16 protein-coding genes, 2 pseudogenes and 1 other annotated feature are annotated in these 20530 nt (G+C 51.3%); of the genes and pseudogenes, 9 read left to right on the top strand and 9 right to left on the bottom strand.

Features of this window, described 5'->3' with window-relative positions; all coding sequences use genetic code 11:
- Positions 1-8: 8 nt before the first annotated feature.
- Genes hisC through hisG form a run of 3 tightly spaced genes read right to left on the bottom strand, consistent with a single transcriptional unit; the run spans position 9 to position 3353 of the window.
- Entirely contained in the window at positions 9-1136 is a 1128-nt protein-coding gene (gene hisC / locus I2123_RS14950) for a histidinol-phosphate transaminase (RefSeq protein WP_213050867.1), read from the bottom strand.
- Positions 1133-2449, bottom strand: coding sequence for a histidinol dehydrogenase (gene hisD, locus I2123_RS14945; protein ID WP_112164379.1), 1317 nt, complete (start codon positions 2447-2449; stop codon positions 1133-1135). Before hisD ends, hisC begins: the two co-directional genes overlap by 4 nt.
- Before the next feature lie 4 nt (positions 2450-2453).
- Positions 2454-3353, bottom strand: coding sequence for an ATP phosphoribosyltransferase (hisG, locus tag I2123_RS14940; RefSeq protein ID WP_056769589.1), 900 nt, complete (start codon positions 3351-3353; stop codon positions 2454-2456).
- Positions 3354-3445: 92 nt separating this feature from the next.
- Positions 3446-3567 (bottom strand) — a sequence feature (His leader region).
- A gap of 327 nt (positions 3568-3894) precedes the next feature.
- Between hisG and I2123_RS14935 the strand changes: the two genes are divergently transcribed.
- From I2123_RS14935 to cheW, 7 genes are all read left to right on the top strand, one after another.
- The gene (locus I2123_RS14935; protein WP_213050866.1) at positions 3895-4719 is read left to right on the top strand and encodes an SDR family oxidoreductase; all 825 of its coding nucleotides are present in this window, start codon (positions 3895-3897) and stop codon (positions 4717-4719) included.
- A gap of 1282 nt (positions 4720-6001) precedes the next feature.
- Positions 6002-6346 (top strand): flagellar transcriptional regulator FlhD, encoded by a 345-nt coding sequence (flhD, locus tag I2123_RS14930; protein WP_056769592.1) that lies wholly within the window; start codon positions 6002-6004, stop codon positions 6344-6346.
- Positions 6347-6368: 22 nt separating this feature from the next.
- Positions 6369-6977 (top strand): flagellar transcriptional regulator FlhC, encoded by a 609-nt coding sequence (gene flhC, locus I2123_RS14925; protein WP_112164377.1) that lies wholly within the window; start codon positions 6369-6371, stop codon positions 6975-6977.
- A 180-nt stretch (positions 6978-7157) separates the two neighbouring features.
- Positions 7158-8045 carry a flagellar motor stator protein MotA gene (gene motA / locus I2123_RS14920; RefSeq protein WP_112164376.1) on the top strand — a complete coding sequence of 296 codons (888 nt, stop codon included), beginning with the start codon at positions 7158-7160 and terminating at the stop codon, positions 8043-8045.
- The gene (gene motB / locus I2123_RS14915) at positions 8042-9247 is read left to right on the top strand and encodes a flagellar motor protein MotB (RefSeq protein ID WP_213050865.1); all 1206 of its coding nucleotides are present in this window, start codon (positions 8042-8044) and stop codon (positions 9245-9247) included. The genes motA and motB overlap by 4 nt, the downstream gene beginning before the upstream one ends.
- A 4-nt stretch (positions 9248-9251) precedes the next feature.
- Complete coding sequence (gene cheA / locus I2123_RS14910) at positions 9252-11276, top strand: chemotaxis protein CheA (protein WP_112164374.1); 2025 nt, start codon at positions 9252-9254, stop codon at positions 11274-11276.
- A 99-nt stretch (positions 11277-11375) separates the two neighbouring features.
- Positions 11376-11873: a chemotaxis protein CheW gene (cheW, locus tag I2123_RS14905; RefSeq protein ID WP_213050864.1), complete on the top strand. Its 498-nt coding sequence runs from the start codon at positions 11376-11378 to the stop codon at positions 11871-11873.
- A gap of 97 nt (positions 11874-11970) precedes the next feature.
- On the opposite strand, the gene ftrA is transcribed toward cheW, so the two are convergent.
- Positions 11971-12972, bottom strand: coding sequence for a transcriptional regulator FtrA (gene ftrA, locus I2123_RS14900; protein WP_213052528.1), 1002 nt, complete (start codon positions 12970-12972; stop codon positions 11971-11973).
- A gap of 117 nt (positions 12973-13089) precedes the next feature.
- Here ftrA and I2123_RS14895 point away from each other — a divergent pair, with 117 nt between their 5' ends.
- The gene (locus I2123_RS14895) at positions 13090-14574 is read left to right on the top strand and encodes an MFS transporter (protein ID WP_213050863.1); all 1485 of its coding nucleotides are present in this window, start codon (positions 13090-13092) and stop codon (positions 14572-14574) included.
- 413 nt (positions 14575-14987) lie between these two features.
- Here the strand turns inward: I2123_RS14895 and I2123_RS14890 are convergent.
- Positions 14988-15881: pseudogene (locus I2123_RS14890) on the bottom strand (IS3 family transposase); the annotation flags it as partial.
- Positions 15882-15948: 67 nt separating this feature from the next.
- Here I2123_RS14890 and I2123_RS14885 point away from each other — a divergent pair.
- Complete coding sequence (locus I2123_RS14885) at positions 15949-17100, top strand: IS30 family transposase (RefSeq protein WP_213050862.1); 1152 nt, start codon at positions 15949-15951, stop codon at positions 17098-17100.
- Between the two features lie 7 nt (positions 17101-17107).
- Here I2123_RS14885 and I2123_RS14880 read toward each other — a convergent pair.
- The 4 genes and pseudogenes from I2123_RS14880 to I2123_RS14865 all read right to left on the bottom strand — a co-directional run.
- Positions 17108-17356, bottom strand: a pseudogene (locus I2123_RS14880) (transposase); the annotation flags it as partial.
- A gap of 117 nt (positions 17357-17473) precedes the next feature.
- Entirely contained in the window at positions 17474-18937 is a 1464-nt protein-coding gene (locus tag I2123_RS14875; protein ID WP_213050861.1) for a glucosyltransferase domain-containing protein, read from the bottom strand.
- Complete coding sequence (locus I2123_RS14870; protein WP_213050860.1) at positions 18934-19851, bottom strand: glycosyltransferase family 2 protein; 918 nt, start codon at positions 19849-19851, stop codon at positions 18934-18936. Before I2123_RS14870 ends, I2123_RS14875 begins: the two co-directional genes overlap by 4 nt.
- A complete protein-coding gene (locus I2123_RS14865) occupies positions 19851-20210 on the bottom strand; it encodes a GtrA family protein (RefSeq protein WP_213050859.1) in 360 nt (119 codons plus the stop codon). The genes I2123_RS14870 and I2123_RS14865 overlap by 1 nt, the downstream gene beginning before the upstream one ends.
- Positions 20211-20530: the final 320 nt, after the last annotated feature.

The raw sequence follows: 20530 nt of genomic DNA, 5'->3' as shown, positions 1-20530 counted from the left end.
ACTCTGGCTCACATGTGCTCCTTGCGGGGGCTGTTCTGTTCAATAAGGGGGGGATTAGCGCCCGGTAACGGTTGCAGGGCGTCAATCACCCGCTGAAGTTCCTGCCGTGTACCGATGGTAATACGTAAGCAGCCGGAAAGCCCCGGTTGCTTGTTCTGATCACGAAGGATAATGCCCTGATCCCAGAGATTTTTAAACACGGCGCTCGAGGCGGTGAAACGCGCGAGCACGTAGTTGGTTTCACTTTGGAAGACCTGTTCCACACAGTCGCATTGGTTCAGTTCGGCCATCAGCCAGGCGCGGTTTTCACTCACTTCAGCCACACGCTGACGCATAATCGCCAGACCTTCCGGGGCCAGTGCCTGTGCCGCGATATCGGCGACCGGTGTGGATAACGGATAAGGTGCAATGACTTTCATTAACAGAGCGATAAGTTCACTGTTTCCGAGGGTGAATCCGCAACGCAGGCCAGCCAGCGCGAACGCTTTTGACAGCGTGCGCAGCACCGCCAGATGCGGATATTCCTGCAACCAGCCGGTGACCGTCGCCTGCGGACAAAACTCTATATAGGCTTCGTCGATGGCCACGATAGCGCGGCCACGCGTCATCTCTAACACGGCGCGAAGCTCTGCCGGATCGATGAGATTCCCGGTCGGATTGTTCGGGCTGCACACATACACCAGCTTCACGCCGTCCAGCGCGGCCTGGATGGCCGGGAGATCCAGCGACCAGTCGGCTTTCGCGGCGACGGTGCGGGCTTGCACACCAATGGTCTCCGCGCTGACGCTGTACATGCCATACGTAGGCGGGCAATAAAGGATAGCGTCTTTGCCTGGTTCGCAGAAAGCGCGGATCAAGAGTTCGATGCCTTCGTCAGCCCCACGGCTGACCAGCACCTGTTCAGGATCGACACCGGCGTAAGCAGCGTAGCGATTAATGACCAGCGCGGGCTGACATTCGGGGTAACGGTTAAACGTCTGCGCGGTGAGTTCGAACTGCGGCGCAATGGCGTATTCGTTGGCGTTCAGCCACACATCGCCGTTGCCACCCAGACGGCGGGCAGACTGATAAGGCGTCAGCTCGCGCACGTTCTGGCGTGCCAGAGCCTGAATGCTCAGCGTATTTTCATCGCTCATAATCCTTGCTCCTTCAGCGCGTTCACCCGCAGCGTCACGGCATTTTTGTGCGCGGTCAGTTGCTCCGCCTGCGCCAGCGTTTCGATAGTCGTGGCCAGACCCAATAAACCTTCGGGCGTTAACTGCTGAACGGTCATCCGTTTCTGGAAATCTGCCAGACCGAGGCTGGAACAGGTGGCCGTGTAACCGTAAGTCGGCAAAACGTGGTTGGTGCCGGAGGCATAATCGCCCGCCGATTCCGGTGACCAGTCGCCGAGGAACACTGAACCGGCGCTGGTGATGCTGTCCACCAGCTGTTCCGGCTCACGGGTTTGCAGGATTAAATGCTCAGGGCCGTAGGCATTACTGATTTCGATACATTGCGCGATATCTTTTGCGACGATCAGACGGCTACTGGCCAGCGCCTGACGGGCAATTTCGCTGCGCGACAGGGTTTGCAGCTGGCGTTCTACCGCTTCGCCAACGGCCTGCGCCATCTTCATGTCAGGCGTCAGTAAAATCACCTGCGAATCCGGGCCATGTTCGGCCTGAGACAGCAAATCAGAGGCCACGAAATCCGGCGTTGCGCCACTGTCGGCGATCACCAGTACTTCGGACGGACCGGCAGGCATATCGATCGCCGCACCATCCAGACTCTGGCTCACCTGACGTTTCGCTTCCGTCACATAAGCATTGCCCGGACCGAAGATTTTCGCCACACGCGGAACGCTCTCGGTGCCAAATGCCAGCGCGGCAATCGCCTGCGCGCCGCCCAGCTGATACACCTCTTCCACGCCACACAGTTGCGCGGCATACAGAATTTCATCAGCAATCGGCGGCGGAGAACACAGCACGACCTTTTGGCACCCGGCGATCCGCGCCGGGGTCGCTAACATTAATACGGTTGATACCAGCGGTGCAGAACCGCCCGGAATATACAAACCTACCGACTGGATCGGTCGGGTCAGCTGCTGGCAACGCACGCCTGGCTGAGTTTCGATATCCACCACCGCCAGCTTCTGCGCCTGATGGAACGTATTAATGTTGCGAACGGCGTGTGCCATCGCCTGTTTCACGTCATCACCTAAACGCGCCGATGCTGCCTCGATCTGTGCCGCAGTCACGCGCAGGTCTTGCACTTCAGTCTTATCAAAGCGGGCGCAAAACTCGCGCAACGCACTGTCACCTTCGCTGCGCACGCGACGCAGGATCTCGCTGACAGATTCGGTAATACGGTCGGATGCCGAAATCGCCGGACGGGTCAGCAGGCTGCGACGCTGTTGTTCGTCGCATTGCTGCCAGTCAATCGGGGTAGTGAACGCGTTTGGCTGCATGGCATTACTCCATCATTTTTTCGATTGGCAGAACCAGAATCGAACTGGCGCCCAGCGCTTTCAGTTTCTCCATGGTTTCCCAGAACAACGTTTCGCTGCTGACCATGTGCATCGCCACGCGCTGCTGATCGCCGGCCAGCGGCAAAATGGTCGGACGTTCAGCGCCCGGCAGCAGGGCAACGATCTCGTCCAGACGCTCACTTGGCGCGTGCAACATAATGTATTTGGATTCGCGCGCCTGAATCACGCCCTGAATACGGGTCATCATTTTGTCGATCAGTTGCTGTTTAGCTTCCGGCATTTCGCCATCGCGCTGGATCAGGCAGGCTTTCGAGCGGTAAATCACTTCAACTTCGCGCAGGCCGTTGGCTTCGAGCGTTGCGCCGGTGGAGACCAGGTCGCAAATGGCATCAGAAAGACCGGCGCGCGGCGCGACTTCTACGGAGCCGTTCAGCAGGCAGGATTTGAAATCAACGCCTTGTTTGTCGAGATATTGCTTGAGCAGGTGAGGATAAGATGTGGCGATACGGGAATTTTGCAGGCTTTGCGGGCCAGTGTATTCAGCATCGAGCGGAGTGGCCAATGACAGGCGGCAACCGCCGAAATCCAGACGACGCAGAGTGAAGTAACGCGGATCTTCACCCTGTGCGCGGCGGGCCAGCAACTCTTCTTCCAGCACGTTCTCACCGATGATACCCAGATCGACCACGCCATCCATGACCAGTCCCGGAATGTCGTCATCACGTACGCGCAAAATATCGATCGGCATGTTTTCTGCGAAAGCGATCAGGCGTTGTTCCTGCAGATTGATTTTAATCCCACAGCGAGCCAGAAGTTCGCGTGACTCGTCGCTCAGGCGACCAGATTTCTGCATTGCTATCCGTAAACGTGTTTTATCCAGCATGATGACCTCAATTTCTTTATTTTCAGTTTTAATATCGTAAATGTTGTGTGCAGAGTTTTTGTACAAATGCTTTTACTTCAATTCGTTGGGACAAAAAAAAGCCCCCGGAAGTCATCTTCCGGGGGCTTTCTCTGCGTTCTGCTCCACTGGAAGATCTAGACAGTCTTCCAGCACCAATCGCCTGCAAGACTAGTCAGGGTGATGGTGATGATGGTGGTTAATCAGAACGTTTGTCATTTTCGTATCTCGTTAAGTTCATTCAGTGCCGCGATGTTTTAACTAAAAACATTCGCCACACAAATCAAATTCGGTTGCCAATAAAACTAAACTATCGGGCGGCTTGAGCGCAACCTTTTTTTCCGATGATGAGTTTTTCTTATCGGCAGGGTCTCTTTCATCGATAAAATGAATGATCTGTTAACAGTCCCGGAGAAAAGCTTACGCATCTATAAGGATGGAAGGGCTAGTATAAAGGGTAGAGATAAAGAGACCGGCAGATGGCGCCCGGCGACCATCGGTCACAGAGCAAAGGGAGTGAGATATGAAGAAGGTTTCGATTATAGGGTTAGGTTGGCTGGGAATGCCTCTGGCGATGGCGCTGGCGGCCAGAGGCTACGACGTGGTGGGCAGCAAAACTACCCCCGATGGCGTGGACGCGGCCAGAATGGTTGGCATCGACTGCTATCCGTTAGTGTTTACCCCTCATATGGAATGCGAGGCAGAAGATCTGGATAAGCTGCTGAACGTCGATGCTCTGATTATTACGTTACCGGCACGCAGAACTGTCGAAGGCAGCGAACTCTATTTTCAGGCGGTACAGCTGCTGACCGACAGCGCGCTGGCGCATAACGTTCCGCGCATCATTTTTACCAGCTCGACCTCCGTCTATGGTGAAAGAGAAGGTACAGTGCGCGAAGGTTCAGCGCTTGAGCCTGTCACCTCCAGCGGCAAAGTGCTTAAAGAGTTGGAAAACTGGTTACACAGCCTGCCGCATACCTCGGTGGATGTCTTACGTTTGGCCGGGCTGGTGGGGGGCGATCGCCATCCGGGGCGTTTCATGGCCGGCAAGACCGACGTGAAGGGCGGACAAAATGGCGTAAACCTGGTGCATCAGGATGATGTGATCGCCGCGATCACCTTATTGCTGAGTCTGCCGAAAGGCGGCCACACCTATAATCTCTGTGCACCGCATCATCCGGCTAAGTCCGAATTCTATCCGGCCCTGGCGCGTCAGATGGGGCTGGAAGCGCCGACGTTTGCTGAAGAAGCGTCAGCATCGAAAGGTAAAACTGTGGACGGCGAGCGCATCTGCAAAGAGCTGGGTTTCGAATATCAATATCCCGATCCGCGGACGATGCCTTTCTAAGCGATGTCGCAACCATTACTCTGCGAGTAATAATATTAAGTTATGACCTGCCGCAATGAGCGGCAGGTTCATTCAATCAGAATTACGCATTGGGTAATGAACAGACAGCTTTTGAATGAAAGTTTTCTTCCTCCATAATCACATCATCAGAGTTAACTTCACTTTCTTTATTTAAAAAACCCTCTTCAATAACCCTTTATTTCGCTGGTTGATTAACTCACTGCGCTGATGGGGTTGTCAGAGATGTTCCTCATGCGTTTTTTTCTCCTGAAAAGGGGAGAAGGCTGCTGTATAGGTAATAAAAATCCTAATCGACATCTTTTTATTTGTGATTATCCGGTATAAACCACTTTTTTAAGTCTAATCACTAAAGTTATTGTGAAGTTTGCCGATAACGAATGAAGGCACACTGCCCGCGTAACATCACATCTGCTTATCAATCTGGTCTGCTCACCGGATGACTTCCCGTACCCCAACACATTTTCTTACACTCATTGTCTTTTTACTTTTCAAATCGTGTAGTTGTTCACGTTTTCAAAACCTTTCGCATCATTTTTAACCAAAATTCCTTAACGCAAATCCCCCACATCCCGCATGCTGACTGGGTTGAGCACGTTTAGCACAATGATCGCACTATCAGAAATTACCAGCACAATTCACTGTTAGGTCTATGCTTAAGTTAGGATTATTCTTATCATTTGGCTTTAGGCGGTCTTTGTACAAAATGATCTCAAAACCCGTCAAAAAAGCAGTCTGGAGGCAGGTTTTTAGATGCTTTTTTACTTTTGCGTTAAAACTGCGCAAATTTTTACGATAAATTGCGCTTTTTAGGATAAAATAAATTTCAATAGTGTGATGTGCGTCACACTTTATTCAAAATTCGTGATCAGTTAGATTGTATGTATAAAGGAAAGAGGGGTAGAGTTGCGTCGTAGTAAGATTATTCCTAATAATGTATGTAAAAGCGTTTCACTGAACGACACGCCATCACAGCAACGGACCCTGCCAGTACACCAAAACTGATATGTTTGAAGATTACTTAGCATTGCAATTGTCACACTTAATTTAGTTTACATCAGGAACAACCTTGTATTGGCGGTGAAGTAAATACCGCGGGATAAATCCATATTTACGACGTGAGATTTATTAATCAGCCAATGATCTAATTGTTTTGATAGTGAAAAAATACTCCCTGACAAGCCGGGTAAAACTCTTGCTGCATGGAATATGTCTATCAATCAGCCACATTAAAAATGTGGCATCGGTAATGGGGTAGAACAGCATGTCCGAATTGCTTAAGCACATATATGATATCAACCTGTCATATTTACTTTTGGCACAGCGTTTGATTAACGACGAAAAAGCCTCCGCGATGTTCCGTTTAGGGATAGATGACGTGATGGCAGATGCTTTAGGTCAACTTACGTTGCCACAAATGGTGAAATTAGCTGAAACGAATCAGCTTCTTTGCCAGTTCCGCTTTGATGACAGTAAGACCATTGAACGCCTGACTCAGGAATCCCGCGTTGACGATTTGCAACAAATCCATACCGGTATCCTGTTGTCGAGCCACCTGCTTAAAGGTCTGGCGGCGAGAGACAGCGGCGCCATGAAGAAAAGGGCGTAGTCATGTCGATTAAGGGCGCAACATGCTAATCAAAGACACGCCAGTTAAACCGGCGGAAAAAAGCATTGTTCAGGAAGCACGTGATATTCAGCTTGCCATGGAGCTGATTTCACTGGGCGCGAGATTGCAGATGCTGGAAAGCGAAACGCAATTAAGCCGTGGCCGTCTGATAAAACTTTATAAAGAATTACGTGGCAGCCCGCCACCGAAGGGCATGTTGCCGTTCTCAACGGACTGGTTCATGACCTGGGAACAAAACATTCACTCTTCGATGTTTTACAACGCATACTCTTTTCTGATGAAGAGCGGGCATTGTAATGGCGTCGAAGCGGTGATCAGTGCCTATCGTTTGTACCTCGAACAGTGCCCTGAACAGCCGGGTGAAGCGCCGATTTTAGCGCTGACCCGCGCCTGGACACTGGTACGTTTTGTCGACAGCGGCATGTTGCAGCTTTCCGCCTGCAACTGTTGTGACGGCTCATTTATTACCCATGCACACCAGCCCCGCCACGGGTTTGTTTGCAGTCTTTGCCAACCCCCATCCCGCGCAGTAAAAAAACGTAAACTTTCCCCGCAGGTTGCCGATATAACATCTCAAGAGCTGGACGAAAAGGTCAAGCGCGCAGTCTGAGATGTCAGGGTCGCAGTAAGAATGCCTGGGCGGTGGTAACACCGCTCCCTATTTATCCCCTCATCTCTTTGCCTTTGTCTGGCACCGTTTATGCAATCGTTTTGCGTTGCATAGATTTCGGCAGGCTCACGGCGATGCGCTTTTCCTCGCCCTAAAACCACATCGAATTAAGGATTCATCGTGCTAGTGATAATAGGTTACATCGTGGTGCTGGGCTCAGTGTTTGGCGGTTTCATGCTCGTCGGCGGGGAACTGGGCGCGTTATACCAACCAGCAGAATTACTGATCATCGGCGGTGCCGGTATCGGTGCCTTCTTCGTCGGTAACAACGGTAAAGCGATTAAATCCACCATGCGCGCGATGCCGCAGCTGTTCCGCGCGTCCAAATACAACAAAGCGTTGTACATGGATTTAATGGCCTTGCTTTACCGCTTATTAGCCAAATCGCGCCAACAGGGGATGCTGTCGCTGGAAAATGACATCGACAATCCTGCAGAAAGTGACATTTTCGCTAATTATCCGCGCATCCTTGCCGATAAACATTTAGTGGAATATCTGACTGACTATTTACGTCTGATGGTCAGCGGCAACATGAATGCGTTTGAGATTGAAGCGCTGATGGATGAAGAGATCGAAGCCCACGAGCACGAAAGTGAAGTGCCGGCCAACAGCCTGGCGCTGGTGGGGGATTCACTTCCGGCGTTCGGTATCGTCGCCGCTGTCATGGGGATCGTCCACACCCTGGCCGCAGCAGACCGTCCGGCGGCAGAGCTTGGCGCACTGATCGCGCATGCGATGGTCGGTACCTTCCTCGGCATTTTGCTGGCGTACGGATTCGTATCTCCACTTGCCAGCCTGCTGCGCCAGAAGAGTGCTGAAAACACAAAAATGATGCAGTGCATCAAAGTGACATTGCTCTCGAGCCTCAACGGCTATGCACCACAAATCGCCGTCGAGTTTGGCCGTAAGACGCTTTACACCACAGAACGCCCTTCCTTTATCGAACTGGAGGAGCACGTTCGCCAGGTTAAATCACCACAGAAACAAGCTGAAGAAGAAAACGTATGAAGCATCAAAGCCATCCCATCGTTGTTGTACGTAAGAAAAAGAGTAAACACGGCGGCGGGCATCACGGCGGTTCATGGAAGATTGCTTACGCTGACTTTATGACGGCGATGATGGCCTTCTTTCTGGTGATGTGGCTGATTTCGATCTCCAGCCCTAAAGAATTGGTGCAGATTGCCGAATACTTCCGTACGCCGCTGGCGGTGGCCATTACCGGCGGCCCGCGCAGCAGCGATGCGACCAGCCCGATCCCAGGCGGCGGGGAAGATCCGACCGTGCAGGACGGCGAAGTGCATAAGATGATCCAGTCGCAGGGCGATGCCCGCGAAATTCGTGAAACCGGCGACCTGAAGAAGTTGCAGGAAAAACTCGAAGAGATGCTGGCCTCGGATCCGCGCTTAAAAGGACTGCGTCCGCATCTGATGATTAACCTGACCGAACAGGGGTTACGCATTCAGATCATCGACAGCAAGAACCGCCCGATGTTCCAGCTGGGCAGTGCCATCGTTGAGCCGTACATGCGCGACATTCTGCGCGCGATTGGCCCTGTTTTGGATGATTTTCCGAACAAAATCAGTCTGGCCGGTCATACCGATGACATGCCTTATGCGCAGGGCGAACGCGGCTACAGCAACTGGGAATTATCGACCGACCGTGCCAATGCGTCACGTCGCGAAATGATCATCGGTGGGCTGAGCGAAGGAAAAGTGCTGCGGGTGATGGGCATGGGATCGACCATGCAGCTCAAAAATCATCCGGCAGGCGACGCGATCAATCGTCGTATCAGTATTTTGGTCCTCAACAAACACGCTGAGGAAGCTATTGAACGGGAAAACAGCGAGGGCGAAGCGATCACTATCAGTGACGCGGGCGAGCTGCAAAGACAAGTCCCAGGCCGCAGTACCGCGCCTGCGCTGGCTCCGAAAGTTCAGGCAACACAAAGTGAGGTTCCGCAAGCTCAGTCAGCGCCGTCCGTGGCACCGACGATGAGTCCGGCACCTGCCGCTGCTGCCCCCGAACCTTCAGCACCAGCAGTGTCATCAGAATCAGCAACAGCGGTAACCACAGTAACCACAACCAGGATTGAGACGCAGGCGCCAGCCACACCATCGGCAGACGCTCAGGCAGCGACGGCAGCTCCGGCTGTCGCAGCAGGCACGGCACCTGCGACCACATCAACAAGCCGCGATTCACAGCAGAGGTGATCACGTGAGCATGGATATAACTGATTTTTATCAGACGTTTTTTGATGAAGCCGACGAGCTGCTGGCGGACATGGAGCAACATCTGTTGTTACTTGATCCCGATGCGCCCGACGTTGAGCAGCTCAACGCGATTTTCCGCGCGGCGCACTCAATTAAAGGTGGAGCAGCGACCTTTGGATTTACGGTTCTGCAGGAAACCACCCATTTACTGGAAAACCTGCTCGACGGTGCGCGACGCGCAGAAATGAGCCTGAGCACCGACATTATCAACCTGTTTTTGGAAACGAAAGATATTATGCAGGAGCAACTGGACGCCTATAAATCTTCGCGGGATCCCGATGCAGACAGTTTCGAATACATCTGTGCGGCCCTGAGACAACTGGCGCTCGACGTGCAGCAAGCGCGTGAACCGGCTGCCGATCTTCACGTTGTCACCGATGAATCTGCACAAACGGCGGCTGCCCCTGCGGCACCTGTCGCAGGCAAAGGCGGGATGCGCGTGCGCTTGTCCGGCCTTAAGCCGCAGGAAGTACCGGTGATGCTTGAAGAACTGGGCAATCTGGGTGACATCCTCGATCCGGTGCAAACCGAAGACAGCGTGGAAGCTACGCTGGTCACTACGGTCACCGAGGACGACATTATCGCGGTACTGTGTTTCGTGCTCGAACCGGAACAAATCAGCTTCACTCAGGCGACGGCTCCGGCTGCCGCTGAGCCAGTTGCCGCCGCGCCCGTCGCTGTCGCAGCACCTGTCGTACCGGCCGCACCGCGTCCGGCGCCGGTATTGACCGCCGTGCCTGACAGCGAACCGCCAAAACCCCGTGCGCCAAAAGCGCCGGAATCAACCAGCATCCGTGTTGCGGTTGAAAAGGTCGATCAACTGATCAACCTCGTCGGCGAACTGGTGATCACTCAGTCGATGCTGGCACAGCGCTCTGACCTGCTGGATCCGGTGGCGCACAGCGACCTGCTTAACAGCATGGGTCAGCTGGAGCGTAATGCCCGCGACCTGCAGGAATCGGTAATGTCGATTCGTATGATGCCGATGGAATACGTTTTCAGCCGCTTCCCGCGTCTGGTACGTGATCTGGCGAGCAAGCTGAATAAGCAAATCGAACTCACATTGCTCGGCAGTTCCACCGAACTGGATAAAAGTCTTATTGAACGCATTATCGATCCGCTGACGCACCTGGTGCGTAACAGTCTCGATCACGGCGTTGAGACTCCGGACGTGCGTATCGCCAATGGCAAACCGGCAACCGGCAACCTGACGCTGTCAGCGGAACATCAGGGCGGCAACATCTGCATCGAAGTGGTTGATGACGGTGCCGGTCTGAACCGCGAACGTATCATTGCCAAAGCGCTGTCGCAGGGCATGAACGTCAGCGAAAGCATGAGCGACGAAGACGTCGGTATGCTGATTTTCGCACCGGGTTTCTCGACGGCGGAGAAAGTCACCGATGTGTCAGGCCGCGGCGTGGGCATGGACGTGGTGAAACGAAACATTCAGGAAATGGGCGGTCACGTCGAAATCCATTCCCAGCAGGGCAAAGGCACTACGATCCGTATCCTGCTGCCACTGACTCTGGCTATCCTCGATGGCATGTCAGTCAAAGTCGGCAAAGAAGTCTTCATTCTGCCATTGAATGCGGTGATGGAATCGTTGCAACCGCTGGCAGAAGATTTACACCCGCTGGCCGGTGGCGAGCGCGTTCTGCAAGTGCGCGGCGAATATCTGCCGCTGGTCGAGTTGTACAACGTGTTTGAGGTTGAAGCCGCGAAGACCGAGGCCACGCAGGGCATTGTGGTGATACTGCAAAGTGCAGGGCGCCGCTACGCCTTACTGGTCGATCAGCTGATTGGTCAGCATCAGGTGGTGGTGAAGAATCTGGAAAGCAACTATCGCAAAGTGCCGGGTATTTCCGCCGCCACCATTCTCGGTGACGGCAGCGTGGCGCTGATTGTGGACGTGTCGGCATTGCAGGCGCTGAACCGTGACAAACGTGCGACGGGCGCATCTGCCGCGTGATGTGATTAAACAATAAAAGCATGCAAAACCTCCGGTGGCTGTCCCGTCAGGTGACGGCCATCGGGCGTAAAAACTCAGGCTGATTTAAGGGTGAATAACATGGCAGGACTTGCAACTGTGGCAAAAATTGCGGGCGAAACGGTAGGACAGGAATTCCTGATCTTTACCCTGGGCGATGAAGAATACGGTATCGATATCCTGAAAGTGCAGGAAATCCGTGGTTACGATCAGGTAACCCGCATTGCGAATACGCCAGCATTCATTAAAGGCGTCACCAACCTGCGCGGCGTGATCGTGCCTATTCTCGACCTGCGTGTGAAGTTCGCGCAGGAAAACGTGATTTACAATGAAAACACCGTCGTTATCGTCCTCAACTTCGTAAACCGCGTGGTCGGAATAGTGGTTGACGGCGTATCCGATGTGCTGTCGCTGACACAAGATCAGATCCTTCCTGCGCCGGAATTTGCGGTGACCATGTCGACCGAATACCTGACCGGGTTAGGGTCACTGGGAGACAGGATGTTGATTTTGGTGGATATTGAGAAGTTACTGAGCAGTGAAGAAATGGCGTTGATTGACTCTGTGAGTAAAATCTAAGAACTGTTTCAGCTGTAAGGTCAAGGTCGTGGGCATCGGCTCATACCGAACCGCTCCTCCCCCTGTGAAGAGGGAGGATGCCGGGTTGTCCTGTCGTTTAGCTGAGCGGGCGAACCTCAAACCCTTTCCGCCATTTCGTTGGCGTCGTCCCAAGGCGTTGCCGGAAGTGATGGCGCAACGTTTCCGGCGATCCAAATCCAGCCTGTTCGGCCACCCGTTCGATACTGAGTCTTCCGTTTTCCAGCAGGGCGCAGGCTTTCTTCAGCCTCACGCTGAGCATCCATTCGCCCGGCGTTGTGCCCGTTGCATCATGAAAACGACGCAAAAAAGTGCGGCGGCTCATACCGGCCTGGGTCGCAAGCTGCTCGATCACCAGCGGCGTATTCAGATGACTGCGTAAATCGTCGAGCAGCGGGGCGAGGGTTTTTGCCTGACGCCGCGGCACAGGCTGGTGGATCAGCTGCGCCTGATTACCTTCGCGCAGCGGCGGTGTCACCATTCTGCGCGCGGTACGGTTGGCGACTTCGATGCCGTAATCCCGGCGGATCAGATGCAGACATAAATCGACACCGGCTGCGCCTCCCGCAGAGGTGATGATGCTGCCTTCATCGACATAAATCATACCGTGTTCTACCTGCACTTTCGGGAACCTCTGCGCCAGAATCTCTGTGCTGTTCCAGTGGGCGGTGGCGCGTTTGCCGTCGAGCAGACCGGCTTCACCCAGCACAAAACTTCCCGCGCAGATCGAGACGATCCTGGTGCCATTTCTATGTGCTTTTTGCAGCGCAGCGATAAGCTTGTCCGGGGCCGGTTCGTGGACACTTCGCCAGCCGGGGATCACAATCGTGCCCGCATTTTCAAGCAGCTCAAGCCCACCATCGACCACCAGTCGTACGCCGCCCTGTGCGCCGAACGAGCCTTCTTCTACCGACGCGACACACAATTCATATAAAGGTTGGCCGGAGACATCGTCGGCGCGACCAAATGCCTCAACCGCAATCCCGAATTCAAACGTACACAGGAATTCGTACGCCAGCAGCACCAGCCGACGGTTTATCGGCGCGGGCGAACGGGCAGAGAGTGGGGACGTAATGTGCATAAAAGGGTTACCGGTAATGTTGGCATGATCTTGACGATACATGGCATCAGGGTGGATTTCCACCGTCGTGCCAATCCTCCATGCTGGCACTCTCTTAACGTTTTGCAGGGATTGAGTATGAAGAACATGTTGGCACTGATGGCGGTATGTCTCGCCGCGCTGATGTCAGGGCTGGAGATCTCCAGCGTGCCGGTGATTTTGCCGGTGCTCGAGCAAGAGATGCACGCCAGTTTCAGGGAGTTACAGTGGATCATGAATGCCTACACGCTGGCCTGCACAACCGTACTGATGGCGACCGGAACGCTGGCGGACAGATACGGGCGCAAACGGGTTTTCATTATTAGCATCATCGCATTCGGGCTGACGTCGCTGATGTGTGGACTGGCAGAAAGCGCATTGTGGCTGATCGTCGGGCGTTTCCTGCAGGGGCTGAGCGGCGGCGCAATGCTGACGTGCCTGATTGCGATACTGTCGTTCCAGTTCCCGCAGGGTAAAGCGCGCAGTCGTGCGTTTGCGGCATGGGGCATCACGTTCGGTTTCGGGCTGGGTTTTGGCCCGATCATCGGCGGGATGCTCGTCGCCTGGTTCAGCTGGCAATGGGTGTTTCTGGTACACGGTTTTATCGCGCTGCTGACGCTGGTTCTGGCGCTGAAAAACGTGGTTGAATCGCGTGACACACAAGCCAGAAAACTCGATCTCGGCGGGCTGGTAACGCTTTCGGCGGCGGTGATGGGCACTACGTATCTCATCACCCAAGGCAGCAGTCTCGGCTGGAGCAGCGTCACCGCGCGTGTGATCCTGCTGGCAACTTTGCTCAGCGCGGCGCTGTTTGTCTGGATTGAAAAACGCCATCCTCATCCGATGTTTGATTTCTCCGTCTTCCGCATCCGGGCATTTTCCGGTGCCCTGATGGGCTCGATAGGCATGAACTTCAGTTTCTGGCCGCTGATAATCTATCTGCCGGTTTATTATCAGAGCGGGCTGGGCTACAGCAGCATGGCAACCGGACTGGCGCTGCTGGCATACACTTTACCCACTCTTCTGATGCCGCCGCTGGGCGAAAAACTGGTGGTAAGGTTTGGGGCGAGGCGGGTGATCCCGCTGGGGTTATTTACGATTGGTGCGGGCTTTATGCTGATGAAATTCGCTGCCGCATACCACATGAGCCTGCTGCCGGGCGCGCTGCTGGCCGGTGCCGCGCTGGGGCTGACCAACACGCCGGTAACCAACACCACGACCGGCTCCGTACCGGGTAACCGGGCGGGGATGGCGTCCGGAATTGATATCAGTGCGAGGCTGATTACGCTTTCGATCAACATCGCGCTGATGGGCAGCTTACTGGTCGCCGGAATTGAAGCAGGGCTTCGGGAGATGATGCCAGGGGTCGGGGATTTAGGCGCGCTGGCGGAGCGCATCGCCGGTGGCGGTGAAGTATCCGGCGTGGCACGACAGGCGCTGGTTGACGGTTTTTCGGGTGTCTTGCTCTACGGCGCTCTGGGCGTATGGGTGTTGGCACTGGCGAGCTGGTTGTTATTTAACTTCAGGCTCAAAAATAAGGTCCAGACGGTGTGTATCAGCCCACACCGGCCAGAAATAGAATAAAACCTCTCCCTGAAACTATCTGTTTCTGCACTGTTCAGTAGGCTATGAAAACACCCCATCCCATCCTTCCCCTGCGAAGGGGAAGGATGGGATGGGGTACAGCTGACGACTCCGCTGTCAAAACCCTTTTTTCATCACCAAATCTAACTGACTGATTTTAAAAGGTGTAATTAACTGGCAAAAAAAGAGGGTTTTTCTCGTCAAACAGAGATAATCTCTTTTCGTTCAGAGTAGTACCTTCAATCTCTAACAGTTCACTGCCGTACAGGCAGCTTAGAAATACAACGAAACCTTCGCTGAAAGACTGCCTTTGTTCACTGCCGTGCAGGCAGCTTAGAAAACCGTAGCAGTATCGCACCCACGACTTTTGAAGTTCACTGCCGTGCAGGCAGCTTTGAATCGCCACGGATAATCTAGACACTTTCGAGCCGTTGATAATACTGGTTTTCATATTCCGCCGGTGGCATCTGATTACTTGAACCATGTCGACGCCTACAGTTATAAAACATTTCGATGTAATCAAAAACATCGCTGCGGGCTTCTTCCCGCGTTCCGTAGATTTTTTTCTTTATCCGTTCGCGTTTCAGTAGCTGGAAAAAGCTTTCCGCAACCGCGTTGTCGTGGCAGTTACCGCGACGACTCATGCTGCCTTCCAGACCGTTTGATTTCAGGAACGACTGCCATTCATGGCTTGTGTATTGACTGCCCTGATCAGAGTGAACCAGTACCTGTTTATGAGGATTACACCGCCATACCGCCATCAGTAATGCGTTCAGGACAATATCTTTTGTCATCCGGGGTTGCATTGACCAGCCGATAACTTTTCGGGAGAACAGATCAACCACCACGGCCAGATACAGCCAGCCTTCATGGGTCCGGATGTAGGTTATGTCCGTCACCCAACGCTCATTCGGTGCGTCCGGATTGAACTGCCGCTGGAGCCTGTTGGGTGCCACGATGCTGGCCTCACCTTTACGTGCCCGTGGGCTCCGGTACCCGGCCTGAGCCTTTATTCCGGCACGCCTCATCAGCCGCCAGACCCGGTTCACTCCGCGCTGTAGCCCGGTATCACGCAGATCGAGATGGATCTTGCGATAACCATAGACACAGCCTGACTCAAGCCAGAATTGTTTGATCTGCCCGGTCAGCATGTGGTCTGCCTGGTGACGTTGTGAATGTGGCTCCTGAAGCCAGACATAAAATCCACTCGGATGAATATCCAGAACCCGGCAGAGCAGACGAACAGGCCAGCCATGGCTATTGTCACGGCTAAAGGCGTACCTCAGTCGGACAGTTTTGCGAAGTACGCCGCTGTAGATTCAATTGGTCAACGCAACAGTCATGTGAAAACATGGGGTTGCGGAGGATTTTTGAATGAGACGGACATTTACAGCAAAGGAAAAAGCATCTGTTTTTGAACTGTGGAAGAACGGAACAGGCTTTAGTGAAATAGCTAATATCCTGGGTTCGAAACCAGGAACAATCTTTACTATGTTAAGAGATACTGGCGGCATAAAACCCAATGAGCGCAAGCGGGCTGTAGCTCACCTGACGCTGTCTGAGCGCGAGGAAATACGAGCCGGTTTGTCAGCCAAAATGAGCATTCGTGCGATAACTACTGCGCTAAATCGTAGTCCTTCGACGATCTCACGTGAAGTTCAGCGTAACCGAGGCAGGCGTTATTACAAAGCTGTTGATGCTAATAACCGGGCCAACAGGATGGCGAAAAGACCAAAACCGTGCTTACTGGATCAGAATTTACCCTTGCGAGAGCTTGTTCTGGAAAAGCTGGAGATGAAGTGGTCTCCTGAGCAAATATCAGGATGGTTAAGGCGAACGAAGCCGCGTCAAAAAACACTGCGAATATCACCTGAGACAATTTATAAAACGCTGTTCTTTCGTAGCCGTGAAGCGCTACACCACCTGAATGTACAGCATCTGCGCCGGTCGCATAGCCTTCGTCATGGCAGACGCCATACCCGCAAAGGTGAAAGAGGTACGATCAACATAGTGAACGGAACGCCAATTCACGAACGCTCCCGGCATATCGATAACAGACGCTCTCTGGGGCACTGGGAAGGCGATTTAGTATCAGGCACAAAAAACTCGCATATAGCCACACTTGTAGACCGAAAATCACGTTATACGATCATCCTTAGACTCAGGGGCAAAGATTCTTTCTCAGTGAATCAGGCTCTTACCGACAAATTCCTGAGCTTGCCGCCTGAACTCCGGCAATCACTGACATGGGACAGAGGAATGGAGCTGGCCAGGCATCTGGAATTTACTGGCAGCACCGGAGTTAAAGTTTACTTCTGCGATCCTCAGAGTCCCTGGCAGCGGGGAACAAACGAGAACACTAATGGGCTAATTAGACAGTACTTTCCCAAAAAGACATGCCTTGCCCAATATACTGAACATGAGCTGGATCAGGTTGCAGCTCAGCTAAACAACAGACCAAGAAAGACACTGAAGTTCAAAACACCGAAAGAGATAATTGAAAGGGGTGTTGCGTTGACAGATTGAATCTACAGCGGCTTTTTTTAGTATGTCTCTCGTCAGTAACCCGCTTCAGTTCTTTCTGAAGTCGCCGGATCTCAGACTGGGCATCGGACTGCATTTTAGTGGTTGATGAATCAGGGCCATACTTTTTTACCCAGGCATAGAGGCTGTGCGTGGTGATATCAAGACGGGTGGTAACGCTAGCGATGGAATGGCCGCGATCAACAACCTGTTTGACCGCTTCAATTTTGAACTCTTCGGGATAACGTTTACTGCTCATGGGCACCTCTCTTTTAAGTCATCTTAAATGACTTTGAGGTGTCGGTTAAACCCGTGGCGATTCATTACGGGGAGAAGCGAAGGGAGATAATAAAAGCCCCGGCTTCCCGGGGATACATTAATCTCGTCCTGGTCTTTCGCTCAGTTTAACAACAACATGACCATTCACTCTTGCTATTGACCCCTTTGCTGGCCACGATGGCATTCTATCTATTTTATTTTTTATTTCTCTCACTGCTGATGGCGCGGTTGCTTTAAAGTGAGCAATCGCATTTGTGCTGTAGAATGCTCTAATCCTTAAGTTGTTACCTCTGTCCCATGAAAAGAAAGACTGACCAAATACATCAGCGTTTCTCTTCCAATTATTTGTAACGTTGTAACCACCATAGAAATAAACAGTATCTTTTCCTTCAGAGAAATCATCAATATTTGAATATATTGAACTCAAAATTCTATTGGCAAGCATCAAATCAGAATTATAAGATATATAATCTGAGTAAAATAATTGACTTGATGAAGCAGACCCGCAAAGCAGAGCAACAGTCGCCAGGCTTATCTTTAAGTAATTAGTCTTTATGAGGGCGAACAAAACTCCAATCGAACCCGCAAACGCGGCACTCATTGAAGTAAGAGTTCTAGGAGGCATATTACTGCCGAATGCTACGTTCATAACAAATGGAGACAACACAATTGCTGGAATGGCAATTAATAAAACATACGGTAGTTTTCTTTTTACTATCAATATCAACGATACGGCAGAGCAGAATCCTGTGATTATATAAGCGTTAAGACCAAAGAATGCAGTTCCACTGAAATATGATGATAATGATATCCAAATGTTAATTATAGTTGTATGCAAAGACTCTTTATTCCACCTAATATTCTGAGACAGATATGAACCTGAAAGATTACCAGTTTTGTGTTGTACGTAATATGATATGAGCTGATAAATAGTTACAGCAATAACCGAAAGAATTAGGAAAGAGATAAAACCAGAAATGGACTGCTTTGAATTTAATCTTTTGTGTATAAGATCAAAAGTGATTGCTATCAGCACGATAGTTATAGCCATTGGGGCCGTAGATTGATAAATGGAAACAGAAGCCACCATGAGCAATGTACAGAGCGCAGAGCTATATGAAAGTATTTTGTAATTATTTTCTCTGAAAATATAAGCGGCAGTCGTAGATGTGAAAAATGAAAGAGCTACCGTATCGCTCTGATTTGCAAAGTCAAGTTGGTAAGCAAATTGTGGCATAGCTATGTACATCATGCATATCAATATGCCATCATTTTTATTTAATCCTAAACTTCTGGTAAATAATGCAGCAGAGGCAGAGAGAAAAATGATGGATATGAGAGAAGTAAAGAATGGGGCGTATGGCTCAGGTAAAATATACTCTCTTAATAGCGAATGACCCCATCTGCCAAGTCCTATTGTCTGATTGAAATTATCCTGAAACTCCTCATCTATTGATAATGTAAAATGAGTAAGTTCGAATCCATATACAGCTATTGAACATAGCAGTGCTGTAATAAAAAAGACACAAAACTCATTTTTATAAAATGTTGGTGTGTTCATTTTCTTTCCTTCAAAATGTATTTTGGTCTTTTTTTAACTTCTATATAAATCCTTCCAATATATTCACCTAACACGCCAATGCCTATTAGTTGAATCCCTCCAAGAAATAATATTGATACTAACAGTGAAGGGTATCCACGAACTGGATTTCCAAAAGCAATGGTATCTATAATCATCCATGCGCCGTAAATGAATGCAAACCCAGCGACAAACAATCCGATATACGTCCACATGCGAAGCGGGAAGGTGGAGAAACTGGTTATTCCCTCAAGAGCAAGGTTCCAGAGTTTCCACCCATTGAATTTGGTGCTGCCTGCTACGCGTTCCGCGCGCGCGTATTCAACAACATCGGAGCGGCCACCAACCCAGCTCAACACACCTTTCATAAACAAGTTTCGTTCTGGCATAAGTTTAATGTTTTCCACTACAGCGCGAGACATCAGGCGAAAATCACCAACATTCTCCTCGATCTGAGGGGTACTGATTTTGTTGTGTAGCTTGTAGAACCACTCTGCTGTCTTACGCTTCAGACGGCCGTCGGTGGAGCGATCAGTGCGCTTTGCCAGAACCATATCAGCGCCTTCCTTCCACCTTTCTATTAGAAGTGGGATAACTTCGATTGGATCTTGCAAATCGACATCAATAGGGATAATCGCCTCACCCGTTGCTCGGTCTAGTCCGGCAAACAAAGCCGGTTCTTTCCCAAAGTTTCTAGTGAAGGAGAGTGGAACCACAAGATTATCAGAAACGGCTAAGGTGTTAATAATCGCTTCCGTGGAATCTTTGCTGCCATCATTGATGAATATTATTTCAACTTCATAGGAGGTGAGGGCTTCAAGACCACGAACTGCTTTATAAAAAATTGGGATCGCATCTTCTTCATTGAAAACAGGAACGACCAGAGATATTTTCATTATTCCTCCCTAAACACGATGAATGTTGAATACAGGAAGCCAATAAATAGGCTTATTGCCGAGAATGCTATCAGTGTTACGAGCGGGTTCAGGTCGACGGCGTCTGCCGTATACCCGCATAGCAGTGCAAGCGCCCCCATAAATCCTACATACATGAAATATCGAAGCGGGGTGTGTTCAGACTGAAAAGTCCATTTTGCATTCACGAAGAAGCTGAATGTGACGGCAACGCAAAACCCGGCAAAGTTGCTGATCATTTGGTCGTGCTTAATGACGTGGTAAACGATAGCGAATGTTATCCAGTGGATGGCTGTGTTTAGTCCGCCAACCATTGCATATTTAACAAAGACTTTTAACATTATGATCTTCTTGAAAAGAGCGATTGCAGGATCCTAACATCTGTTTCGCGGAAGGCAAGGAAGCGTAAAGAAATGTTATGTATTTTTACATATGCATGTTGTCTGGATTAACCGATAGGCTTTTCCTCCCTTGAAATAGACCCGGCAACCCTCCGCTGCGGGCTGGAGTCACTGGCCGACAAGAACGTCTTCATTGAGTTCGGCGAAGCATTCGCAGATGACGAGCTGGTGGCCGAGGGGGTTGTGACGCATATCATTTATGATGCCAGGAATGATGTGTTCGACGACACGCCGTGCATTTAAGACGAAAAAAAACCTCT

Source organism: Rahnella inusitata (assembly GCF_018288855.1).
GTDB lineage: Bacteria > Pseudomonadota > Gammaproteobacteria > Enterobacterales > Enterobacteriaceae > Rahnella > Rahnella inusitata.
The sequence above is the reverse complement of the archived record's forward strand: the minus strand, read 5'-3'. Positions and strand labels throughout refer to the sequence as shown.

Coding starts and splice junctions, on each gene's coding strand:
- hisD (WP_112164379.1), bottom strand. CDS start 2,449: ATGCAGCCAAACGCGTTCACTACCCCGATTGACTGGCAGCAATGCGAC.
- motB (WP_213050865.1), top strand. CDS start 8,042: ATGAAGCATCAAAGCCATCCCATCGTTGTTGTACGTAAGAAAAAGAGT.
- I2123_RS14895 (WP_213050863.1), top strand. CDS start 13,090: ATGAAGAACATGTTGGCACTGATGGCGGTATGTCTCGCCGCGCTGATG.
- I2123_RS14870 (WP_213050860.1), bottom strand. CDS start 19,851: ATGAAAATATCTCTGGTCGTTCCTGTTTTCAATGAAGAAGATGCGATC.
- hisC (WP_213050867.1), bottom strand. CDS start 1,136: ATGAGCGATGAAAATACGCTGAGCATTCAGGCTCTGGCACGCCAGAAC.
- cheW (WP_213050864.1), top strand. CDS start 11,376: ATGGCAGGACTTGCAACTGTGGCAAAAATTGCGGGCGAAACGGTAGGA.
- flhC (WP_112164377.1), top strand. CDS start 6,369: ATGCTAATCAAAGACACGCCAGTTAAACCGGCGGAAAAAAGCATTGTT.
- flhD (WP_056769592.1), top strand. CDS start 6,002: ATGTCCGAATTGCTTAAGCACATATATGATATCAACCTGTCATATTTA.
- I2123_RS14875 (WP_213050861.1), bottom strand. CDS start 18,937: ATGAACACACCAACATTTTATAAAAATGAGTTTTGTGTCTTTTTTATT.
- I2123_RS14865 (WP_213050859.1), bottom strand. CDS start 20,210: ATGTTAAAAGTCTTTGTTAAATATGCAATGGTTGGCGGACTAAACACA.
- ftrA (WP_213052528.1), bottom strand. CDS start 12,972: ATGCACATTACGTCCCCACTCTCTGCCCGTTCGCCCGCGCCGATAAAC.
- hisG (WP_056769589.1), bottom strand. CDS start 3,353: ATGCTGGATAAAACACGTTTACGGATAGCAATGCAGAAATCTGGTCGC.
- I2123_RS14935 (WP_213050866.1), top strand. CDS start 3,895: ATGAAGAAGGTTTCGATTATAGGGTTAGGTTGGCTGGGAATGCCTCTG.
- I2123_RS14885 (WP_213050862.1), top strand. CDS start 15,949: ATGAGACGGACATTTACAGCAAAGGAAAAAGCATCTGTTTTTGAACTG.